Source organism: Pseudomonas sp. (genome assembly GCF_040514055.1).
In the GTDB taxonomy this organism is placed as follows: Bacteria; Pseudomonadota; Gammaproteobacteria; order Pseudomonadales; family Pseudomonadaceae; genus Aquipseudomonas.
Genome location: NZ_JBEVDL010000064.1, coordinates 93,830 through 110,964 on the forward strand (window position 1 = coordinate 93,830; position 17,135 = coordinate 110,964).

Sequence of the window (17,135 nt, forward strand, 5' to 3'; positions counted from 1 at the left end):
TAGCCCAGCGGCGCGCGCTTTCGAGCGCCACCGAAAAAATTCAATAAACCTCGCCCTGCAGCGTGGCCATGACCCGTCGCGCCCCGCCTCGAAGGCGATGCTCGCCCAGGTAGATCCCTTGCCAAGTACCCAGGGCCAGGCGTCCTTCGGTTATCGGCAGGTTCAGCTCAAACCCCAGCAGACTGCCCTTGATATGCGCCGGCAGGTCGTCGGGACCTTCGTCGTCGTGCTCGTAATCGCCTCGGCCCTCGGGCACCAGGCGCTGAAACACCCGCTCGAAATCCCTACGCACCGCCGTATCCGCGTTTTCGTTGACCGTCAACGAGGCCGAGGTGTGCTGCAACCACAGGTGCAACAGCCCCAGGCGGTAGCTCGCCAGCGACGGCAACGCCGCCAGCACCTCGTCCGTCACCAGGTGAAAACCGCGTGGCCGCGCACCCAGGGTAATCAGCGTCTGCTGCCACATCCGCTCTCGAGCTCCATTGACCACTGCCGGAGTCCGGCAGTTTCCACGCATCGGCGTTTTGTCTGTCCGGCGCGCATTCTAGCGCGCTTGCGGAAAAAACAAAGGGCGCCTTTGTGCACCCCGTACAAGGGTGGGGCCCGGACGCCTCCGGGCGCTGCTCGCCTTGCCTCGGTGGCGCCACGCGCAGCCCAAGACAAGCCTCAGCCCTTGGTGAATTCCGGGTAGGCCTCCATGCCGCACTCGGTGATATCGACCCCCTGGTATTCCTCCTCCTCGCTGACCCGTAACCCCATCAGCAGCTTGATCAGGCCCCAGCTCACCAGGCTGGCGAGGAACACCCAGACGAAGATGCAGCCCAGGCCAAGCAACTGACTGCCCAGGCGCGCGTCAGCATTGGTCAGCGGCACTGCCAGCACGCCCCAGGTCCCGGCCACCCCATGCACGGAGATGGCCCCGACCGGATCGTCGAGGTGCAACTTGTCCAGCAGCAGGATGCTGAACACCACCAGCACGCCACCCAGCGCGCCGATCGCCAGCGCCGCCAGCGGCGTCGGCGTGGCCGGTTCGGCGGTGATCGCCACCAGCCCGGCCAGGGCACCGTTGAGGATCATGGTCAGGTCGGCCTTGCCAAATAGCAGGCGCGCTAGCACCAGAGCCGCCAACAGCCCACCGGCCGCGGACAGGTTGGTGTTGACGAACACCGCGGCCACCCCATTGGCGTCCTCGATACTGCTGATCTTCAACTGCGAGCCGCCGTTGAAGCCGAACCAGCCGAACCAGAGAATCAGGGTGCCCAGGGTCGCCAGCGGCAGGTTGGCGCCCGGGAAGGCGCTGATCTGGCCCTTGGGTCCGTACTTGCCCTTGCGTGGCCCGAGCAGCAGGACCCCCACCAGGGCCGCGGTGGCGCCGGCCAGGTGGACGACAGCGGAGCCGGCGAAGTCCTTGAAGCCGGCCTGCTTGAGAAAGCCGCCGCCCCAGCTCCAGTAGCCCTGCACCGGGTAGATCAGCGCGCACATGACCACCGCGAACGCCAGGAAGGCCCACAGCCGCATGCGTTCGGCCACCGCGCCGGAGACGATCGACATGCAGGTGGCGGCAAACACCACCTGGAAGAAAAAGTCCGCGCGCTTGGCATAGTAAGGCGCGCCCTCCCCGCCGGCAGCGACCCGCGCCGGAGCGTGCTCGACGCCGATGCCAAATCCCAGGCTGGGCAGCACCCCGCCCGGCGCGCCGCCGTACATCAATTGATACCCGACGAGCAGGTACATGACGCAGGCCAGGGCATAAAGCACGATGTTCTTGGTCAGGATCTCGGTGGTGTTCTTGGCCCGCACCAGCCCGGACTCGAGCATGGCGAAGCCCGCCGCCATCCACATCACCAGGGCGCCGCACATCAGCAAATAAAAGGTGTCGAGCGCGTACTGCAGGGGAATCAGAGCCGTATCGTCCATGGGTGTACCTCAGGCCAAACGCCAGTCAAAAAAAAGCCCGGCGAACCGGGCGTTTTTCTGGTTCGTTTTACAGGTTGTAGCCACGCTCGTTGTGCTGGGCGAGGTCGAGACCCACGGTCTCCTCCTCGTCGCTGACCCGCAGGCCCATGATCAGGTCGAGGACCTTGAGGATCACGTAGGTGACGATGGCGGTGTAGAGCACGGTGAAGGCCACGCCCTTGAACTGGATGAACAGCTGCGCCGGGATATCGGTGACGGTGCCGAAACCGCCCAGGGCCGGTGCGGCGAAGGCGCCAGTCAGGATCGCGCCGACGATGCCGCCGATGCCGTGCACGCCAAAGGCGTCCAGGGAGTCGTCATAGCCCAGCTTGCGCTTGAGGCTGGTGGCGCAGAAGAAGCAGATCACGCCGGCGGCCAGGCCGATCACCAGGGCGCCCATGGGGCCCACGGTACCGGCCGCCGGGGTCACGGCGACCAGACCGGCGACCACACCGGAGGCGATGCCCAGGGCACTGGGTTTGCCGTGGGTGACCCACTCGGCGAACATCCAGCCCAGGGCCGCCGCCGCGGTGGCGATCTGGGTCACCAGCATGGCCATGCCGGCAGTGCCGTTGGCGGCGACGGCAGAGCCGGCGTTGAAGCCGAACCAGCCGACCCAGAGCATGGCTGCACCCATCAGGGTGTAGCCCAGGTTGTGCGGGGCCATGGCGGTGGTCGGGAAGCCTTTGCGCTTGCCCAGCACCAGGCAGGCCACCAGGCCGGCGACACCGGCGTTGATATGCACCACGGTGCCGCCGGCGAAGTCCAGCACACCCCAATCCCACAGCAATCCACCCGCGCCACCCCAGACCATATGCGCGATCGGGGCGTAGACCAGGGTGAACCAGATGCCCATAAAGATCAGCATGGCCGAGAACTTCATGCGTTCGGCGAAGGCCCCGACGATCAGCGCCGGGGTGATAATGGCGAAGGTCATCTGGAAGACGATAAACACGCTTTCCGGAACCGTCATCGTCAGGCTGGCGGGGGTCAGGCCATTGAGGAAGACCTTGGACAGGCCGCCGACAAAGGAATTTAAGTTGATGACATGATCTTCCATGCCGGTGGCGTCGAACGCCAGGCTGTAGCCGTACACCACCCAGAGGATGCTGATCAGGCCGGTGATGGCGAAACATTGCATCATCACCGACAGCAGGTTCTTCGAGCGCACCATGCCGCCGTAGAACAGCGCCAGGCCGGGAATGGTCATAAACAGCACGAGCACGGTGGCGGTCAGCATCCACGCGGTGTCACCGCTGTTCAACACGACCTCGTCCGCCAGGGCCAGGCCGGGGGTAACGAGGGACAACAGGGCTCCTAGCCCTGCGAATCGACGCAGAGTCATGGTGTATCTCCTGGGGCGTTTTGAGGGGGTCGTACGCTTAGATTGCGTCGGTATCGGTTTCGCCGGTACGGATGCGGATGGCTTGTTCCAGGTTGACCACGAAGATCTTGCCGTCGCCGATCTTGCCGGTATTGGCCGCCTTGGTGATGGCCTCGATCACGCGATCGAGCTGCTCATCGGCAATCGCCACATCGATTTTCACCTTGGGCAGAAAATCGACCACGTATTCGGCGCCCCGGTACAGCTCGGTATGGCCCTTCTGGCGGCCGAAGCCTTTGACTTCGGTAACGGTGATGCCCTGCACCCCGATGTCCGACAGCGATTCGCGCACGTCGTCCAACTTGAACGGTTTGATAATGGCAGTGACTAGTTTCATGAAACTCTCTCCCGTGTAGGTGGACTTGCCCCAGGAATACGACCCCGGCTCAAGTCTAAGCGCTGTGTCCGGCTTTTGTAATGCGTCGACCGCCTGCACTCGACCGCTTTGACGTCAACCGACCGTTCCTGGCGAAACCGCTGCGCCTTTCGCCTGCCGCACCGCAACCGGTACTGGAACCGCGTTGGTGCCCGCGTCCCCAGCAACTAAGCAGAAAGCTTGCCAGTTCCCGAAAAACCAATTTTTTCAGGCGTTTAACCGGACCTGCCGGGGCCAAGAGGCATGAGGCCCGCCAGCGCGCGCACAGCTTTGGTGCGCCCACTGCACCGGCCGCGCTCAAAATCGTGCAACGCCGCCTGCCAACTGAGCGGCACGGACCCCGTGCTACACTGGCCGCCGTCAGACCGAGGAACTTCGCCATGCTCCCCCCCAAAGCCCTGCTCGACGCCCTCAGCGGCCACGCCTCGCGCCTGTTCAACGGCGAAAGCCCGTTGCCCCGCGGTGAGTTCGAGACCCAGTTCAAAGCGCTGCTGCAAAGCGGCTTCAGCAAACTCGACTTGGTCAGCCGCGAAGAATTCGACAGCCAGATGGCCGTGCTGGCCCGCACCCGCGCGCGCCTGGAAGCCCTGGAAGCCAAGGTTGCCGCGCTGGAAGCCGGCACCACCCCGCAGCCCGCTCCGCCCACCGAGTAAACGCCCTCGTGGGCGGCATGCGATCAAGGAGTGATCCATGTCCCTGGCCATCGTCCACAGCCGCGCCCAAGTCGGGGTGCAAGCCCCGGCCGTAACGGTTGAAGTCCACCTGGCCAACGGCCTGCCGAGCATGACCCTGGTCGGGCTGCCGGAAACCGCGGTCAAGGAAAGCAAGGACCGGGTGCGCAGTGCCATCCTCAACGCCGGCTTCGACTTCGCCCCCCGGCGCATCACTGTCAACCTGGCCCCTGCCGACCTGCCCAAGGACGGTGGGCGCTTCGATCTGGCGATTGCCCTGGGCATCCTCGCCGCCAGCGGGCAATTGCCGGCCAGCGCCCTGCAGGACCTCGAGTGCCTCGGCGAGCTGGCCCTGTCCGGCGCCCTGCGCCCGGTTCAGGGCGTGTTGCCGGCGGCGCTGGCGGCACGTGCCGCCGGGCGCACCCTGGTGGTGCCGCGGGCGAATGCCGAAGAAGCCTGCCTGGCGTCCGGGTTGGCGGTGATCGCCGCCGGGCACCTCCTGGAGCTGGCCGCCCACTGCACGGGGCGCACCCCACTGGCCTTTTACCAGGCCACGGGGTTGCAGCGAGCCACCCCGCCCTACCCGGACCTGGCCGACGTACAGGGGCAGGTCGCGGCCAAGCGGGCCTTGCTGTTGGCCGCGGCCGGCGCCCATAACCTGCTGTTCAGCGGCCCCCCGGGCACCGGCAAGACCCTGTTGGCCAGCCGCTTGCCGGGCCTGCTGCCGCCGCTGGACGAAGACGAGGCGCTGGAAGTGGCCAGCATCCATTCCATCGCCAGCCAGGTGCCGCTGCAGAACTGGCCACAACGGCCGTTCCGCCACCCCCACCACAGCGCTTCGGCGGCGGCACTGGTGGGCGGCGGCAGCCGCCCGCGCCCCGGCGAGATCACCCTGGCCCACTGCGGCGTGCTGTTTCTCGACGAACTGCCCGAGTTCGACCGCAAGGTGCTGGAAGTGCTGCGCGAGCCGATGGAAAGCGGTGAAATCGTGATCGCCCGGGCCCATGACAAGGTGCGTTTCCCCGCCCGTTTTCAGCTGGTGGCGGCCATGAACCCCTGCCCCTGTGGCTACCTGGGCGATCCGGGTGGACGCTGCCGCTGCACCCCGGACCAGGTCCAGCGTTACCGCGGCAAATTGTCCGGCCCGCTGCTCGACCGTATCGACCTGCACCTGACGGTCGCCCGGGAAAGTACCCAGCTGGGCCTGCCCGACGGCGAAGCTGGCGGCAGCGCCGAGGCGGCTGCGCAGGTGGCCGCCGCGCGCGCCTGCCAGCACCGCCGCCAGGGCCGCGCCAATGCCTTTCTCGACCTGCAGGGGCTGCGCGCCCATTGCGCGCTGACCGCCACCGACCAGGCCTGGCTGGAACAGGCCTGCGAACGCTTGAACCTGTCGCTGCGCAGCGCCCATCGCATTTTAAAGGTGGCCCGGACCCTGGCCGACCTGGAAGGCCTCGAGGCCATCGGCCGCCAACAGCTTGGCGAGGCGCTGCAATACCGACTGAATTTGAGCTAAACCAGCCTGCTGCCGCAGCTCGCGCAGGTGGGGCCTGTAGGGGGCTATCTGTTCATCGTCGTTCCCGCGAAGGCGGGAACCCGGGCGCGCCGAAGTCACTGGATACCTGCCTGCGCGGGTATGACTGGAATCTGGGGGGCATCGGGGCTGTCTGATGCGTAGGCCAGAGCAGCTTTAACTCAAGGTTCAGAAGAGTATTCTTCAACCGAGACGAAGTTGAAGAGCGCGCGCGATGGCAATCGCAAAAAAGGGCAGTCGCCGGATCGTCGTGGATGGCGACGTGTATCGCTGGACCGTCCGATCCAGACCGACTTACTGCCAAGGCAATGCATGGGGTGGGGTGTCCTTTGCCGTTCAGCTCGAATCCTTGGGGCAATCGGTTCTGGTGGCCAACCTCGAGCAAGCGCGGCCAGACAATTGGGTCACTGCACCCAGCGCTGTCGTTACTCCTGCCTGGGTGGAGCGGGCTGTTCTACAAGGCCTCGCGAGCGGTTGGCGTCCCAGGGAAAAAGGATCTGCCCATTTCCTCACGTTGCCGCTTGCCTGAAGCAGGGTTCAGCCCTGTTTTCCACACCCCGCATGGACTACCCATCTGAACGGTGCGATCTCCAGGATTGATTGGGCCCGCTCACATGCGACCTGCCACGCCGCCGGCAAGCAACCTCCGGCCGGGTCGCCGGTACAGGGTGAATCAACTCAAACAGGTCACTTACCCCCGGACTTCGACCTGGGGCAGCTCCAAGGCCGCCACCGCCTGCAGCAAAAACGCCCGCAGCCGCGCCAGCTTGGGCTGCTCGGCGCGAGCCCTGGGGCAGACCAGGTAATAGGACAAGCCGCTGGCCACGGCGCTGTGCAGCGGAAACGCCAGGCGTCCCGCCGCCACGTCTTCGGCCACCAGCACCAGATCACCGATCGACACACCGTAACCCCGCGCGGCGGCGGTGATGGCCAGCTCCAGGGTGTCGAACACCTGCCCGCCGCGCAGCCAGCTTTCGTCCTGCAGGCCCTGACCCTCCAGCCACTGGCGCCAGTCGCGGCGGTCATGGGTCGGGTGCAGGCGGTTGGCGACCCGCAGCTGGCCGGGCGACCAGGGGGCCGCGCCGACCAGGCTCGGGGCGCAGACCGGGATCAGCCATTCGGCGAACAGCAGCGTGGCTTGCCAGTCTTCGGGAAACGGCGGCTCGGCCAACAACACCGCGCAGTCGAAGGGTTCGCGGTCAAAATCCACCCGGTCGGCGGCCATCCAGGCGCTGGTCAGCAGCACCTCTATATCCGGCTCCTGGTTGCGGAAAGTCGACAACAGCGGCAGCAGCCAGCGCATCGAGATGGTCGGCGGCGCCTTCAGGCGCAACTCACGCTCGTCGACCTGCAGGCTGGCGCAGGCCTGCTCCAGGGCGTCGAAGCCCTGGTTCAGGCCCGGTAGCAAGCTGCGTCCGGCCTCGCTCAGCTGTAACTGGCGACCCTGGCGCTGGAACAACCGGCAGCCGAAATAGGCCTCCAGGCTGTGCACGTGCTTGCTTACCGCGCTGGGGGTCAGCGCCAGCTCCTCGGCGGCCCGGGTCAAGGAGGCATGCCGGGCAGCGGCCTCGAAGGCACGCAAGGCATACAGGGCGGGTAAGCGGCGAGACATGGTGGTTGCGCTCGGAAACCTGGACGGCCAGGTAGATAAGGGAAGTCCAATAGTTGAGTTTAACTCATCACTGCCACGTTTTTTTTCCCTTTGTGCCGGGCCTTGCATCACAGAAATAATGGCTGAACCAGCGCGGCAGCGGCTGCCCGCGGTTTTCCTTTTAGTGAGTATGAGTCATGTCCCACCCCCTGCGCCGGGAACTGCGAGCGCTGCTGACCCTCGCCGGCCCGCTGATCGCCGCCCAATTGGCCCACGTGCTGATGGTCTTTACCGACACCCTGATGATGGGCCTGCTCGGCCCGGCCGAACTGGCCGGTGGCGGCCTGGGCGCAGCCAGCTACTCCTTCGTTTCGATCCTCTGCGTCGGCATCCTGGGAGCGATCGGCAACCTGGTCGCCATCCGCCACGGCGCTGGCGATAACCCGGGCGCTGCGCGCCTGACCCAAACCGGGCTGTGGCTGGCCTGGGGCCTAGCGCTGGGGGCCGGGCTGCTACTGTGGAACCTGGAGCCCTTGTTGTTATTGGCCCGGCAAACCCCGGACAACGTCGCGCGGGCCATGCAGTTCCTGTCGACCCTGGTGTTCGCCCTGCCCGGTTACCTGACCTTTATGGCCTTGCGTGGCTTTACCAGCGCCATCGGCCGCGCCGGTCCGGTAATGGCCATCAGCATTGGCGGGGCCCTGGCCAATTTTTTGCTCAACTACGCCTTTATCCACGGCCTGTTCGGCCTGCCGCGCCTGGGCCTGGCCGGTATCGGCCTGGTCACCACGCTGGTGATGAGCGTGATGGCGCTGCTGCTGGCCTGGCACGTGTTCCGTCACCCGGCGTATCGGATTTACCAGCTCGGCAAGGACCTGTGGCGCCCGTCGCGCCGCGCCCTGGACGACCTGCTGCGCCTGGGCCTGCCCATTGGTGGCACCTATGCCGTGGAATCCGGGCTGTTCACCTTCGCCGCCCTGTGCATGGGCGCCCTGGGCAGCGCCCAGCTGGCCGCGCACCAGATTGCCCTGCAATCGGTCACGGTGGCCTTTATGGTACCGGTGGGTTTGTCCTATGCGGTGACCCTGCGCATCGGCCAACATTACGGTGCCGGCCGCCTGGACGAGGCACGCCGCGCCGGCCGCCTGGGCATCGCCCTGGGCGCCGCCTGCATGCTGGTGTTCGCCGCGCTGTTCTGGCTCAAGCCCGAATGGGTGATCGGGCTGTTTCTCGACCACGATAACCCGGCCTACGCCGAGGTCATCGCCCTGGCCGTCGGCCTGCTGGCCGTGGCCGCCTGGTTCGAGCTGTTCGACGGCATCCAGACCATCGCCATGGGCGCGATCCGTGGCCTGAAGGACGCCAACACCACCTTTTGGGTCGGCCTGGGCTGCTACTGGCTGATCGGCGCACCGGTGGCCTGGTGGCTGGCCTTTCCCCAAGGCTGGGGCGCGCCGGGGGTCTGGTGGGGGCTGGCGGCAGGCTTGGCCTGCGCAGCGGTGGGCCTGACCCTGGGCTTCGAGTGGAAAACCGCACGGATGCTAAAACCCAGTGCGACGCCCGACAAGGGCGCCCCACTGTCGGTCTAGCGGTTCGCGGCGCTAATCGCTGATCTGACGCTCGCCGCGCAGCGCCTGGCGTACGCCGAACACCAGAAAGCGCGCCAGCTCGGTCAGCGGCAGCGACTTGCTGATCAGGAACCCCTGCACCTGATCGCAGCCGTATTCGCGCAGGCGCTCCAGCTGCTCGACGGTCTCCACGCCCTCGGCCACCACTTCGAGCTCGAGGTTATGCGCCAGATTGATCATGGCGCGCACCAGTTGGCCCTTGTCGGCACCCGCGCCCAGGCCGGCGACGAAGCTCTTGTCGATCTTCAGCAAGGTGATCGGCAGGTTGTTCAGGTGCACGAAGGACGAAAACCCGGTGCCGAAGTCGTCCAGGGAGAAGCGCACCCCCAACTGCCCGAGCGCCAGCATGGTCTGCTGCACCCGGTCGCTGCGGCGCATCACCGCGGTCTCGGTCAATTCGAATTCCAGCCAGCGGGCGTCGACGCCGCGCTCCTGGATCAGGCGCTGCAAGGTGGCCAGCAACTGGCCATCCTGGAACTGGCGAAACGACAGGTTGATCGCCATGTGCAAGGGCGCCACGCCGCGCCCACGCAGCCACTGCATATCGCGCAGGGCGCGGGCGATCACCCAGTAGCCGAGCGGCACGATCAGGCCACTCTCCTCGGCCAGCGGCACGAACTCGCCGGGCGCCAGCAAGCCGCGTGTGGGATGGCGCCAGCGTACCAGCGCCTCCAGGCCGACGATGCGCTCGCTGCGCAGGCACAAGCGTGGCTGGTAGTGCAGTTCCAGCTCGTCGCGGCGCAAGGCCCGGCGCAGCTCGCTCTCCTGCTCCGCCAGGCTGTGCGCGCCGCGGTTGTAGCGCGCGTCGTAGCAATAGAAGGTGCAGCCCTGGGCGCCCTTGGCCTGCTGCATGGCGATATGCGCATGCCACATCAGCGGGTCGGCGCCCAGCTCGGCGGCCGAAGCGGCCAGCCCCAGGCTGCAGCCGATCAGCAGGCTCTCGCCATCCACCCAGTAGGGCTCGGATAAGGCCTCGGTGATGCGCACGGCCATACGCTCGGCGCGCGCCGGGTCGCGGCGGGTGTCGAGCAGCAGGGCGAACTCGTCGCTGCCCAGACGCGCCAGCTGGTCACAGGACTCCAACTGCCCTTTCAGCCGCGCCACCACCTGCAGGATCAGGCGATCGCCGCCCTGATGCCCGAGGGTGTCGTTGGCATGGCGAAAATTGTCCAGGTCCAGATGCCCGAGGGTCAGGCCCAGGGCGCCATCCTCGGCCAGGCGCGCCGCCAGCAAGGTGTGAAAACCCTGGCGGTTGGCGATCCCGGTCAAGGGATCCTGCTCGGCCAGGCGCAGCAGGGTATCCTTGAGTTGGCCCTGCTCGCGCACGTAACGCAGGCTACGCCGCAGCACCTCGGCCGACAGGGTCTCGCGCACCAGCCAGTCGCTGACGCCCAAGGGCGGTTCGGCGGGCTCGCGCTCGAGCAGCAATAGGGTGGGCAGCGCGCAGCGTCCGGGTGCCGGCAGACAGCCCGGCGTGGCCAGCAACAGCCCCTGGCCGCGATCATCGAACAGGCTGCTGGCCGCTTCCCAGGAGGGCGCGGTGATCAGCGTCGAAGGACGCCCCAGTGCCTGCAACCGCTCCCGTAACAATTCAGCCCATTCGGGCGCTTCGGCCAATACGACCACTCGCAAAGGTTCTACAGGCGTGGACACGCGACCTCCCCAGGTCACAGAAATGTGGCGGCGCTAACGCCGGCCTGCGCCGTGATCGGCGTCTTTTTGCGCATCCCTGTGCAGTTCTGTCTCACCCCGCCCAACGGGCGGCGGGCCCGCCTCTCGCGGAACCCGGGACAAGCGTACCCCTTTGGCGCTGATATCCAAACCCTGGCAGGGTGCCATCAAGCGAGCCGTCACACACTTACGGACGGTGACGGCACAAACCTGGCGGCCTGCTAAAATGCGCGCCCACTTCTGTGCGAGCACCCCCATGTCCCGACTCAACCCCCGGCAGCAGGAAGCCGTGAACTACGTCGGCGGCCCCTTGTTGGTGCTCGCCGGCGCCGGTTCCGGCAAGACCAGCGTGATCACGCGCAAGATCGCCTACCTGATCCAGAAGTGCGGCATCCGCGCCCAGCACATCGTCGCCATGACCTTTACCAACAAGGCCGCGCGGGAAATGAAGGAGCGGGTCGGTACCCTGCTGCAGGGCAGCGAAGGCCGCGGCCTGACGGTCTCGACCGTCCACAACCTGGGCCTGAACATCATCCGCAAGGAGCACCTGCGCCTGGGCTACAAGCCGGGGTTCTCGATCTTCGACGACACCGACACCAAAGCCCTGATGACCGACCTGATGCAGAAGGAGTACGCCGGCGACGACGGCGTCGACGAGATCAAGAGCATGATCGGCTCCTGGAAAAACGACCTGATCCTGCCGGCCGAGGCCCTGGAAAAAGCACGTAACCCCAAGGAGCAAACCGCCGCGGTGGTCTACCTGCACTACCAGCGCACGCTCAAGGCCTACAACGCGGTGGACTTCGACGACCTGATCCTGCTGCCGGTGAAGCTGTTCCAGGAGCACGCCGATATCCTGGAAAAATGGCAGAACAAGGTGCGTTACCTGCTCGTGGACGAATACCAGGACACCAACGCCAGCCAGTACCTGCTGGTGAAACTGCTGATCGGCAGCCGCAACCAGTTCACCGTGGTCGGCGACGACGACCAGTCGATCTACGCCTGGCGCGGCGCCCGCCCGGAAAACCTGATGCTGCTCAAGGACGACTACCCCTCGTTGAAAGTCGTCATGCTGGAGCAGAACTACCGCTCCACCAGCCGCATCCTGCGCTGCGCCAACGTGCTGATCGCCAACAACCCGCACGCCTTCGAAAAGCAGCTGTGGAGCGAAATGGGCCACGGCGACGAAATCCGCGTGATCCGCTGCCGCAACGAGGACGCCGAGGCCGAACGGGTGGCGGTGGAAATCCTCACGCTGCACCTCAAGAGCGATCGGCCCTACAGCGATTTCGCCATCCTCTACCGCGGCAACTACCAGGCCAAGCTGATCGAGCTGAAGCTGCAGCACCACCAGATCCCCTACCGCCTGAGCGGCGGTAACAGCTTCTTCGGCCGCCAGGAGGTCAAGGACCTGATGGCCTACTTCCGTCTGCTGGTCAACCCGGACGACGACAACGCCTTTTTACGGGTGATCAACGTGCCGCGCCGGGAAATCGGTTCGACCACCCTGGAAAAACTCGGCAACTACGCCACCGAACGCAAGACCTCGATGTACCAGGCCAGCAGCGAGATCGGTCTCGGCGAGCACCTCGACAGCCGCTACACCGAGCGCCTGCAGCGCTTCAAGCACTGGATGGACGGGGTCCGCCAGCAGTGTGCCCAGGCCGACCCGATTGCCGCGCTGCGCAGCATGGTGATGGACATCGACTACGAGAACTGGCTGCGCACCAACAGCTCCAGCGACAAGGCCGCCGAGTACCGGATGAACAACGTCTGGTTCCTGATCGAGGCGTTGAAGAACACCCTGGAGAAGGACGAAGACGGCGACATGACCGTCGAGGACGCGATCGGCAAGCTGGTCCTGCGCGACATGCTGGAGCGCCAGCAGGAAGAGGAGGACGGCGCCGAAGGGGTGCAGATGATGACCCTGCATGCCTCCAAGGGCCTGGAGTTCCCCTACGTGTTCATCATGGGCATGGAGGAGGAAATCCTCCCGCACCGTTCCAGCATCGAAGCCGACACCATCGAGGAGGAACGTCGCCTGGCCTATGTCGGCATCACCCGCGCGCGCCAGACCCTGGCCTTCACCTTTGCCGCCAAACGCAAACAATACGGTGAGATCATCGACTGCGCGCCGAGCCGCTTCCTCGACGAACTGCCGCCCGACGACCTGGCCTGGGAAGGCCTGGACGACACCCCGGTAGAGGTCAAGGCGGTGCGCGGCAACACGGCCCTGGCCGATATCCGGGCGCTGCTCAAGCGCTGAGCAGCCCCACCCGTTCGCCTGCCGCCCGGCAGGCCCCCGCAGAGGTAACAGGCGTGGAAGCATTGAAACAAAAGATCCGCGAGGACGGCATCGTGTTGTCCGACCAGGTGCTCAAGGTCGACGCCTTTCTCAACCACCAGATCGACCCGCAGCTGATGCAGCAGATCGGTGACGAGTTCGCTGCGCGCTTCGCCGAGGCGGGCATCAGCAAGATCGTCACCATCGAGGCCTCCGGCATCGCGCCGGCGATCATGACCGGCCTGAAACTCGGGGTGCCGGTGATCTTCGCGCGCAAACACCAGTCCCTGACCCTCACCGAACACCTGCTCAGCGCCTCGGTATACTCCTTCACCAAGCAGGTCGAAAGCACCGTGGCCATTTCACCGCGGCACCTGAGCCGCGACGACCGCGTGCTGATCATCGACGACTTCCTGGCCAACGGCAAAGCTGCCCAGGCGCTGATCTCCATCATCGACCAGGCCGGCGCCCAGGTCGCGGGCATTGGCATCGTTATCGAGAAGTCGTTCCAGAGCGGTCGCCAGGAACTGGACGCGCAGGGTTACCGGGTGGAATCCCTGGCGCGGGTTAAATCGCTGGCCGGCGGCCAGGTCAGTTTTCTCGACTGAGAAACGACGCGACTGCTACACCGCCGTAGGGCGACCTCGACGCGCTGTTCGCGACCGCCCGCCGAATGCCTCACGCCAGGGTGCCGCCTCCGGACGGCGTCGCTCCCAGCGCGATCAGCAGCAACTTCTGGTAGAGCTGCTCGCGCACACCGTCCGGCTGCGCCAGCCCCATGCGCGCCAAGTGCTCGGCATAGGTCGCGGGCTCGGGCAGGTGCAACAGTGCCGCCTTGCCCAACTCCAGCAATTCGCTGAGCCGGAGTTTGCTCTTCAGCCAACGCAGCGCGCGCAGCAGGTCCTGCTCCACCTCGGTGAAATCACAGCCCAGGGGGTATTCGCCGACCAGCCCGAGGTGCCCGGCGCAGGCCCGTGCCAGGTGCTCCGGCGTGTTCTGCCGCCAGGCCGGGGCCAGCACGAAGTCCGGCGACAATTTGCCGGCCTGCTGCGCCTGCTCGATCAGCTGATCCTGAAAACGCGAATCGGCGATCTGCAGCAAGGCCTCGACGACCGCCGCATCGCTTTTGCCACGCAAGTCGGCGATGCCGTACTCGGTGACCACGATATCGCGCAGGTGCCGCGGAATGGTGCTGTGGCCGTACTGCCAGAGAATATTGGAACTGACCTCGCCGCCCTGCTCGCGCCAGCTGCGCAGCATCAGGATGGCCCGCGCCCCGGCCAACTCGTGGGCCTGGGCAAAAAAATCGTACTGCCCGCCCACCCCGCTGATCACCCGGCCGTCCTCCAGCTGGTCGGCCACGCCGGCCCCCAGCAGGGTCACGCTAAAGGCACTGTTGATAAAGCGCGCATCGCGGCGCTGCAGGCGCTTGAGGGTTTCCTGACCATACAGGCGGTTGATAAAGCCGATGCCGGTCATGCCGATACGGCCACGCTGCACCGGAGTCAGTTGCTGCAGCCGTTGATAGAACGCCAGGGGCCCGAGGAAAAAGCCACCGTGCACCAGCACCCCACCCTGGGCCGAGCCCAGATAAGGCTGCAACACCACGATGCCATGGGGATGGTCCAGGTCGGCGGCGATCGACTGGCCGTCCGGCAGCCGCAGTGCCCCGCCCTGCAGTTGTATCTCGGCCGCCAGCAACCCCGTGGCCTGCAGCCACGCCAGGGTTTCCGCATCCAGTCGCGCCGGTAGTAGCTCCCGGGCGCCTGCCCCGAGGTCGTGCAGGCGGCCCTGCTCGTCCAGGGCGCCGACGTTGGCCAGTCGCTGCAGGCGTTCGTCGGCATAGACCGCACGGCGCAGCACCCCGGCATCCAGCAGGCTGAGCAGGCCCGGCACCAGCATTTCGCTGCAGCCATAGAGCCCGGCGACAAAGGGCGCCAGCCCCCCTTCGGCATCGATCAACGCGGGCCAGCGCTGCGGCACCTGCAGGGACGCGAGCAGGGCCCGATAAGCACCGTTGTTGGCATGCCGCGCGCGCACGGCCGCCGCCAGCGCGTCGCTCATGGCGCCGATGCCGATCTGCAAGGTACCGCCGTCGCGTACCAGGCTGCTGGCGTGCAGGCCGATGCAATGGTCCTGCAGGCTGACCGGCATGGCCGGGGTGGAGAACAGCCGGTGCCGTTCGACCTCGTCGATCAGCAAATCGAAGCTGTCCTGGGCCACCTCCGCGTCGCCCGGCATAAAGGGCAGATCCGCGTGGCACTGAGCGACGCACAGGATAGTCTCGCCGGCCTCCCGGCGAGCGGCCAGCAGCGGCAACAGGTCGAGGGTGATGTCCGGGTTGCAGCTCAGGCTCAGGCGTTGTGGCCAGCGAGGGTCACTGGCCAACAGGTGCGCCACCAGGTTTACGCCCTTGCGGTCAAGGTCACGGGCCACCTGGCTGTAATTAAGGCTGACATAGGCCTGCTGCGCCGCGGGATTGCCCAGCAGGCTGCCCGGTTGCAGGTAGAACTCCTCAAGTTGGATATTGCTCGGCAGCGTGCCACGGCGCAGGTCGTGCAGGTAGTCCAGCTCGGGACAGTCGGCGTAGACCCGCTCGAGGAAAGGTCCGAGCAGGCGTTGCTCGAGGTCGCTACTGGCGTGCGGGCGGCCCAGCGATAATGCGGTGTAGATGATCAGCGAGCGCTGCGGTTGTTGCTTGATGCGCTGGTACAGGGCGTTGACGAAGCCCACCGGCTTGCCCAAACCCAGCGGCAGCCCCAGACGGATCGGCCCGTCGATCCGCTGCAACACCTGGTCGACCGCCTGTTCGAGGGAGCAGTTGAGCATCGCGGACCTCTTCTGGTAAGACTTGGGGGACGCGACCAGCGGTCCGCAAAAACGACAAAGCCGCCCGAAGGCGGCCTGGTCACCGAGACGCTTGAATCAGAGGCCCGACATCTTCTGGATGGCGCCCTTGAGTTCATCGTCCGAACAATCGGCACAGGTGCCCTTGGGCGGCATGGCATTGATGCCGCTGATGGCCTTGGCCAACAGGCCATCCAAACCACCTTCTTTATCAGCCCGGGCTTTCCAGGCAGCCCCGTCGCCGATCTTCGGCGCGCCCAGGACGCCTGCAGTATGGCAGGCACCACAGTGTTTGGTGATCACGTCATCGGCACTGCGCGGTCCACCCGCGGCAGCGGCGGCAACGGTCTCGATACCCTTGCATTCCTCGCCTTGCACACAGACTTCGCCCACCGGCTTGAGCCGTTCGGCGATCTCGTCATTGGTCGCAGCCTGAGCGCTCACCGCCCACAGGGCCAATACGGCAGCTTGTGTCGCCAGTATCTTTTTTATCAGGTTCACGCGTACACCCTCATCGTGGCTTGTCACGCCCGCGGCCACGGTTTCGCGGGCGAAGGGCAGTATACCGATTACCCGGTCGGGCCGAAACAACCCAAGTTGTCGCAGGGTCATTCACCGCCCCGCGCCAGGCGCGTCCCTAGAAATTGGCTGGGGTGGTGGCGCTGATCAGCCGGGCGGGCTCGGCGAAAGGGTTGCGGAAACGGTGCGGCTTGCTGCTTTCGAAGTAGTAGCTGTCGCCGCTTTCGAGGATATAGGTCTCGCTGCCGACGATCAGTTCCAGGCGGCCCTCGAGCAGAATACCCGCCTCCTCGCCTTCATGGGTGAGCATGGCGTCGCCGGTATCGGCACCGGCCGGATAGGTTTCCGAGAGGAACGCGATGGCCCGGCTCGGGTGCGCCCTGCCCACCAATTTCATGGTCACGGCGCCGTCGGAGATATCGATCAGCTCGGTGGCCTTGTAGACCACCTGGGTGGGATTGTCCTGTTCCATCTCCAGGGAAAAGAATTCCACCAGGGACATGGGAATACCCGCCAACACCTTTTTCAACGAGCTGATCGAGGGGCTTACGCTGTTTTTCTCGATCATCGAAATGGTGCTGTTGGTGACACCCGCCCGTTTGGCGAGTTCACGCTGGGAAAGGCCTTTGAGTTTGCGAATGGATTGCAGTCGGGCACCGACGTCCAATGCTGGAGTC

General features: G+C 65.8%; 14 protein-coding genes. 5 read left to right on the plus strand and 9 right to left on the minus strand.

Annotated features, from left to right (window positions below):
• Positions 1 to 40 precede the first annotated feature (40 nt).
• The 4 genes from ABWY06_RS15175 to glnK form a co-directional block, all read right to left on the minus strand.
• Entirely contained in the window at positions 41 to 466 is a 426-nt protein-coding gene (locus ABWY06_RS15175; protein WP_353926392.1) for a secondary thiamine-phosphate synthase enzyme YjbQ, read from the minus strand.
• A 200-nt stretch (positions 467 to 666) separates the two neighbouring features.
• Positions 667 to 1,917 carry an ammonium transporter AmtB gene (locus ABWY06_RS15180; protein ID WP_353926393.1) on the minus strand — a complete coding sequence of 417 codons (1,251 nt, stop codon included), beginning with the start codon at positions 1,915 to 1,917 and terminating at the stop codon, positions 667 to 669.
• A gap of 67 nt (positions 1,918 to 1,984) precedes the next feature.
• Entirely contained in the window at positions 1,985 to 3,301 is a 1,317-nt protein-coding gene (locus ABWY06_RS15185) for an ammonium transporter (RefSeq protein WP_353926394.1), read from the minus strand.
• A 37-nt stretch (positions 3,302 to 3,338) separates the two neighbouring features.
• Positions 3,339 to 3,677: a P-II family nitrogen regulator gene (gene glnK, locus ABWY06_RS15190; RefSeq protein ID WP_353926395.1), complete on the minus strand. Its 339-nt coding sequence runs from the start codon at positions 3,675 to 3,677 to the stop codon at positions 3,339 to 3,341.
• Between the two features lie 419 nt (positions 3,678 to 4,096).
• Here glnK and ABWY06_RS15195 point away from each other — a divergent pair, with 419 nt between their 5' ends.
• Together ABWY06_RS15195 and ABWY06_RS15200 are read left to right on the plus strand one after the other, a co-directional pair.
• Positions 4,097 to 4,369, plus strand: a complete 273-nt coding sequence (locus ABWY06_RS15195; protein ID WP_353926396.1) for an accessory factor UbiK family protein — start codon at positions 4,097 to 4,099, stop codon at positions 4,367 to 4,369.
• Between the two features lie 37 nt (positions 4,370 to 4,406).
• The gene (locus ABWY06_RS15200; protein ID WP_353926397.1) at positions 4,407 to 5,900 is read left to right on the plus strand and encodes a YifB family Mg chelatase-like AAA ATPase; all 1,494 of its coding nucleotides are present in this window, start codon (positions 4,407 to 4,409) and stop codon (positions 5,898 to 5,900) included.
• A gap of 709 nt (positions 5,901 to 6,609) precedes the next feature.
• Here the strand turns inward: ABWY06_RS15200 and ABWY06_RS15205 are convergent.
• A complete protein-coding gene (locus tag ABWY06_RS15205) occupies positions 6,610 to 7,530 on the minus strand; it encodes a LysR substrate-binding domain-containing protein (RefSeq protein WP_353926398.1) in 921 nt (306 codons plus the stop codon).
• 176 nt (positions 7,531 to 7,706) lie between these two features.
• On the opposite strand from ABWY06_RS15205, the gene ABWY06_RS15210 reads away from it, so the two are divergent.
• Positions 7,707 to 9,098, plus strand: coding sequence for a NorM family multidrug efflux MATE transporter (locus ABWY06_RS15210; protein ID WP_353926399.1), 1,392 nt, complete (start codon positions 7,707 to 7,709; stop codon positions 9,096 to 9,098).
• Between the two features lie 12 nt (positions 9,099 to 9,110).
• On the opposite strand, the gene ABWY06_RS15215 is transcribed toward ABWY06_RS15210, so the two are convergent.
• Entirely contained in the window at positions 9,111 to 10,790 is a 1,680-nt protein-coding gene (locus ABWY06_RS15215) for a putative bifunctional diguanylate cyclase/phosphodiesterase (RefSeq protein ID WP_353926400.1), read from the minus strand.
• A gap of 274 nt (positions 10,791 to 11,064) precedes the next feature.
• On the opposite strand from ABWY06_RS15215, the gene rep reads away from it, so the two are divergent.
• A complete protein-coding gene (rep, locus tag ABWY06_RS15220; protein WP_353926401.1) occupies positions 11,065 to 13,074 on the plus strand; it encodes a DNA helicase Rep in 2,010 nt (669 codons plus the stop codon).
• 53 nt (positions 13,075 to 13,127) lie between these two features.
• Positions 13,128 to 13,700, plus strand: a complete 573-nt coding sequence (locus tag ABWY06_RS15225) for a xanthine phosphoribosyltransferase (protein WP_353926402.1) — start codon at positions 13,128 to 13,130, stop codon at positions 13,698 to 13,700.
• Between the two features lie 70 nt (positions 13,701 to 13,770).
• Here ABWY06_RS15225 and ABWY06_RS15230 read toward each other — a convergent pair whose 3' ends face one another.
• The 3 genes from ABWY06_RS15230 to ABWY06_RS15240 all read right to left on the minus strand — a co-directional run bounded on the left by ABWY06_RS15230 (position 13,771) and on the right by ABWY06_RS15240 (position 17,125).
• Positions 13,771 to 15,921: an acetyl-CoA hydrolase/transferase C-terminal domain-containing protein gene (locus ABWY06_RS15230; protein WP_353926403.1), complete on the minus strand. Its 2,151-nt coding sequence runs from the start codon at positions 15,919 to 15,921 to the stop codon at positions 13,771 to 13,773.
• 96 nt (positions 15,922 to 16,017) lie between these two features.
• Positions 16,018 to 16,440 carry a c-type cytochrome gene (locus tag ABWY06_RS15235; protein ID WP_353926404.1) on the minus strand — a complete coding sequence of 141 codons (423 nt, stop codon included), beginning with the start codon at positions 16,438 to 16,440 and terminating at the stop codon, positions 16,018 to 16,020.
• Positions 16,441 to 16,576: 136 nt separating this feature from the next.
• Entirely contained in the window at positions 16,577 to 17,125 is a 549-nt protein-coding gene (locus tag ABWY06_RS15240) for a cupin domain-containing protein (protein ID WP_353926405.1), read from the minus strand.
• Between the last annotated feature and the right edge of the window lie 10 nt (positions 17,126 to 17,135).

Coding starts and splice junctions, on each gene's coding strand:
- ABWY06_RS15175 (WP_353926392.1), bottom strand. CDS start 466: ATGTGGCAGCAGACGCTGATTACCCTGGGTGCGCGGCCACGCGGTTTT.
- ABWY06_RS15195 (WP_353926396.1), top strand. CDS start 4,097: ATGCTCCCCCCCAAAGCCCTGCTCGACGCCCTCAGCGGCCACGCCTCG.
- ABWY06_RS15230 (WP_353926403.1), bottom strand. CDS start 15,921: ATGCTCAACTGCTCCCTCGAACAGGCGGTCGACCAGGTGTTGCAGCGG.
- rep (WP_353926401.1), top strand. CDS start 11,065: ATGTCCCGACTCAACCCCCGGCAGCAGGAAGCCGTGAACTACGTCGGC.
- ABWY06_RS15185 (WP_353926394.1), bottom strand. CDS start 3,301: ATGACTCTGCGTCGATTCGCAGGGCTAGGAGCCCTGTTGTCCCTCGTT.
- ABWY06_RS15180 (WP_353926393.1), bottom strand. CDS start 1,917: ATGGACGATACGGCTCTGATTCCCCTGCAGTACGCGCTCGACACCTTT.
- glnK (WP_353926395.1), bottom strand. CDS start 3,677: ATGAAACTAGTCACTGCCATTATCAAACCGTTCAAGTTGGACGACGTG.
- ABWY06_RS15205 (WP_353926398.1), bottom strand. CDS start 7,530: ATGTCTCGCCGCTTACCCGCCCTGTATGCCTTGCGTGCCTTCGAGGCC.
- ABWY06_RS15210 (WP_353926399.1), top strand. CDS start 7,707: ATGTCCCACCCCCTGCGCCGGGAACTGCGAGCGCTGCTGACCCTCGCC.
- ABWY06_RS15200 (WP_353926397.1), top strand. CDS start 4,407: ATGTCCCTGGCCATCGTCCACAGCCGCGCCCAAGTCGGGGTGCAAGCC.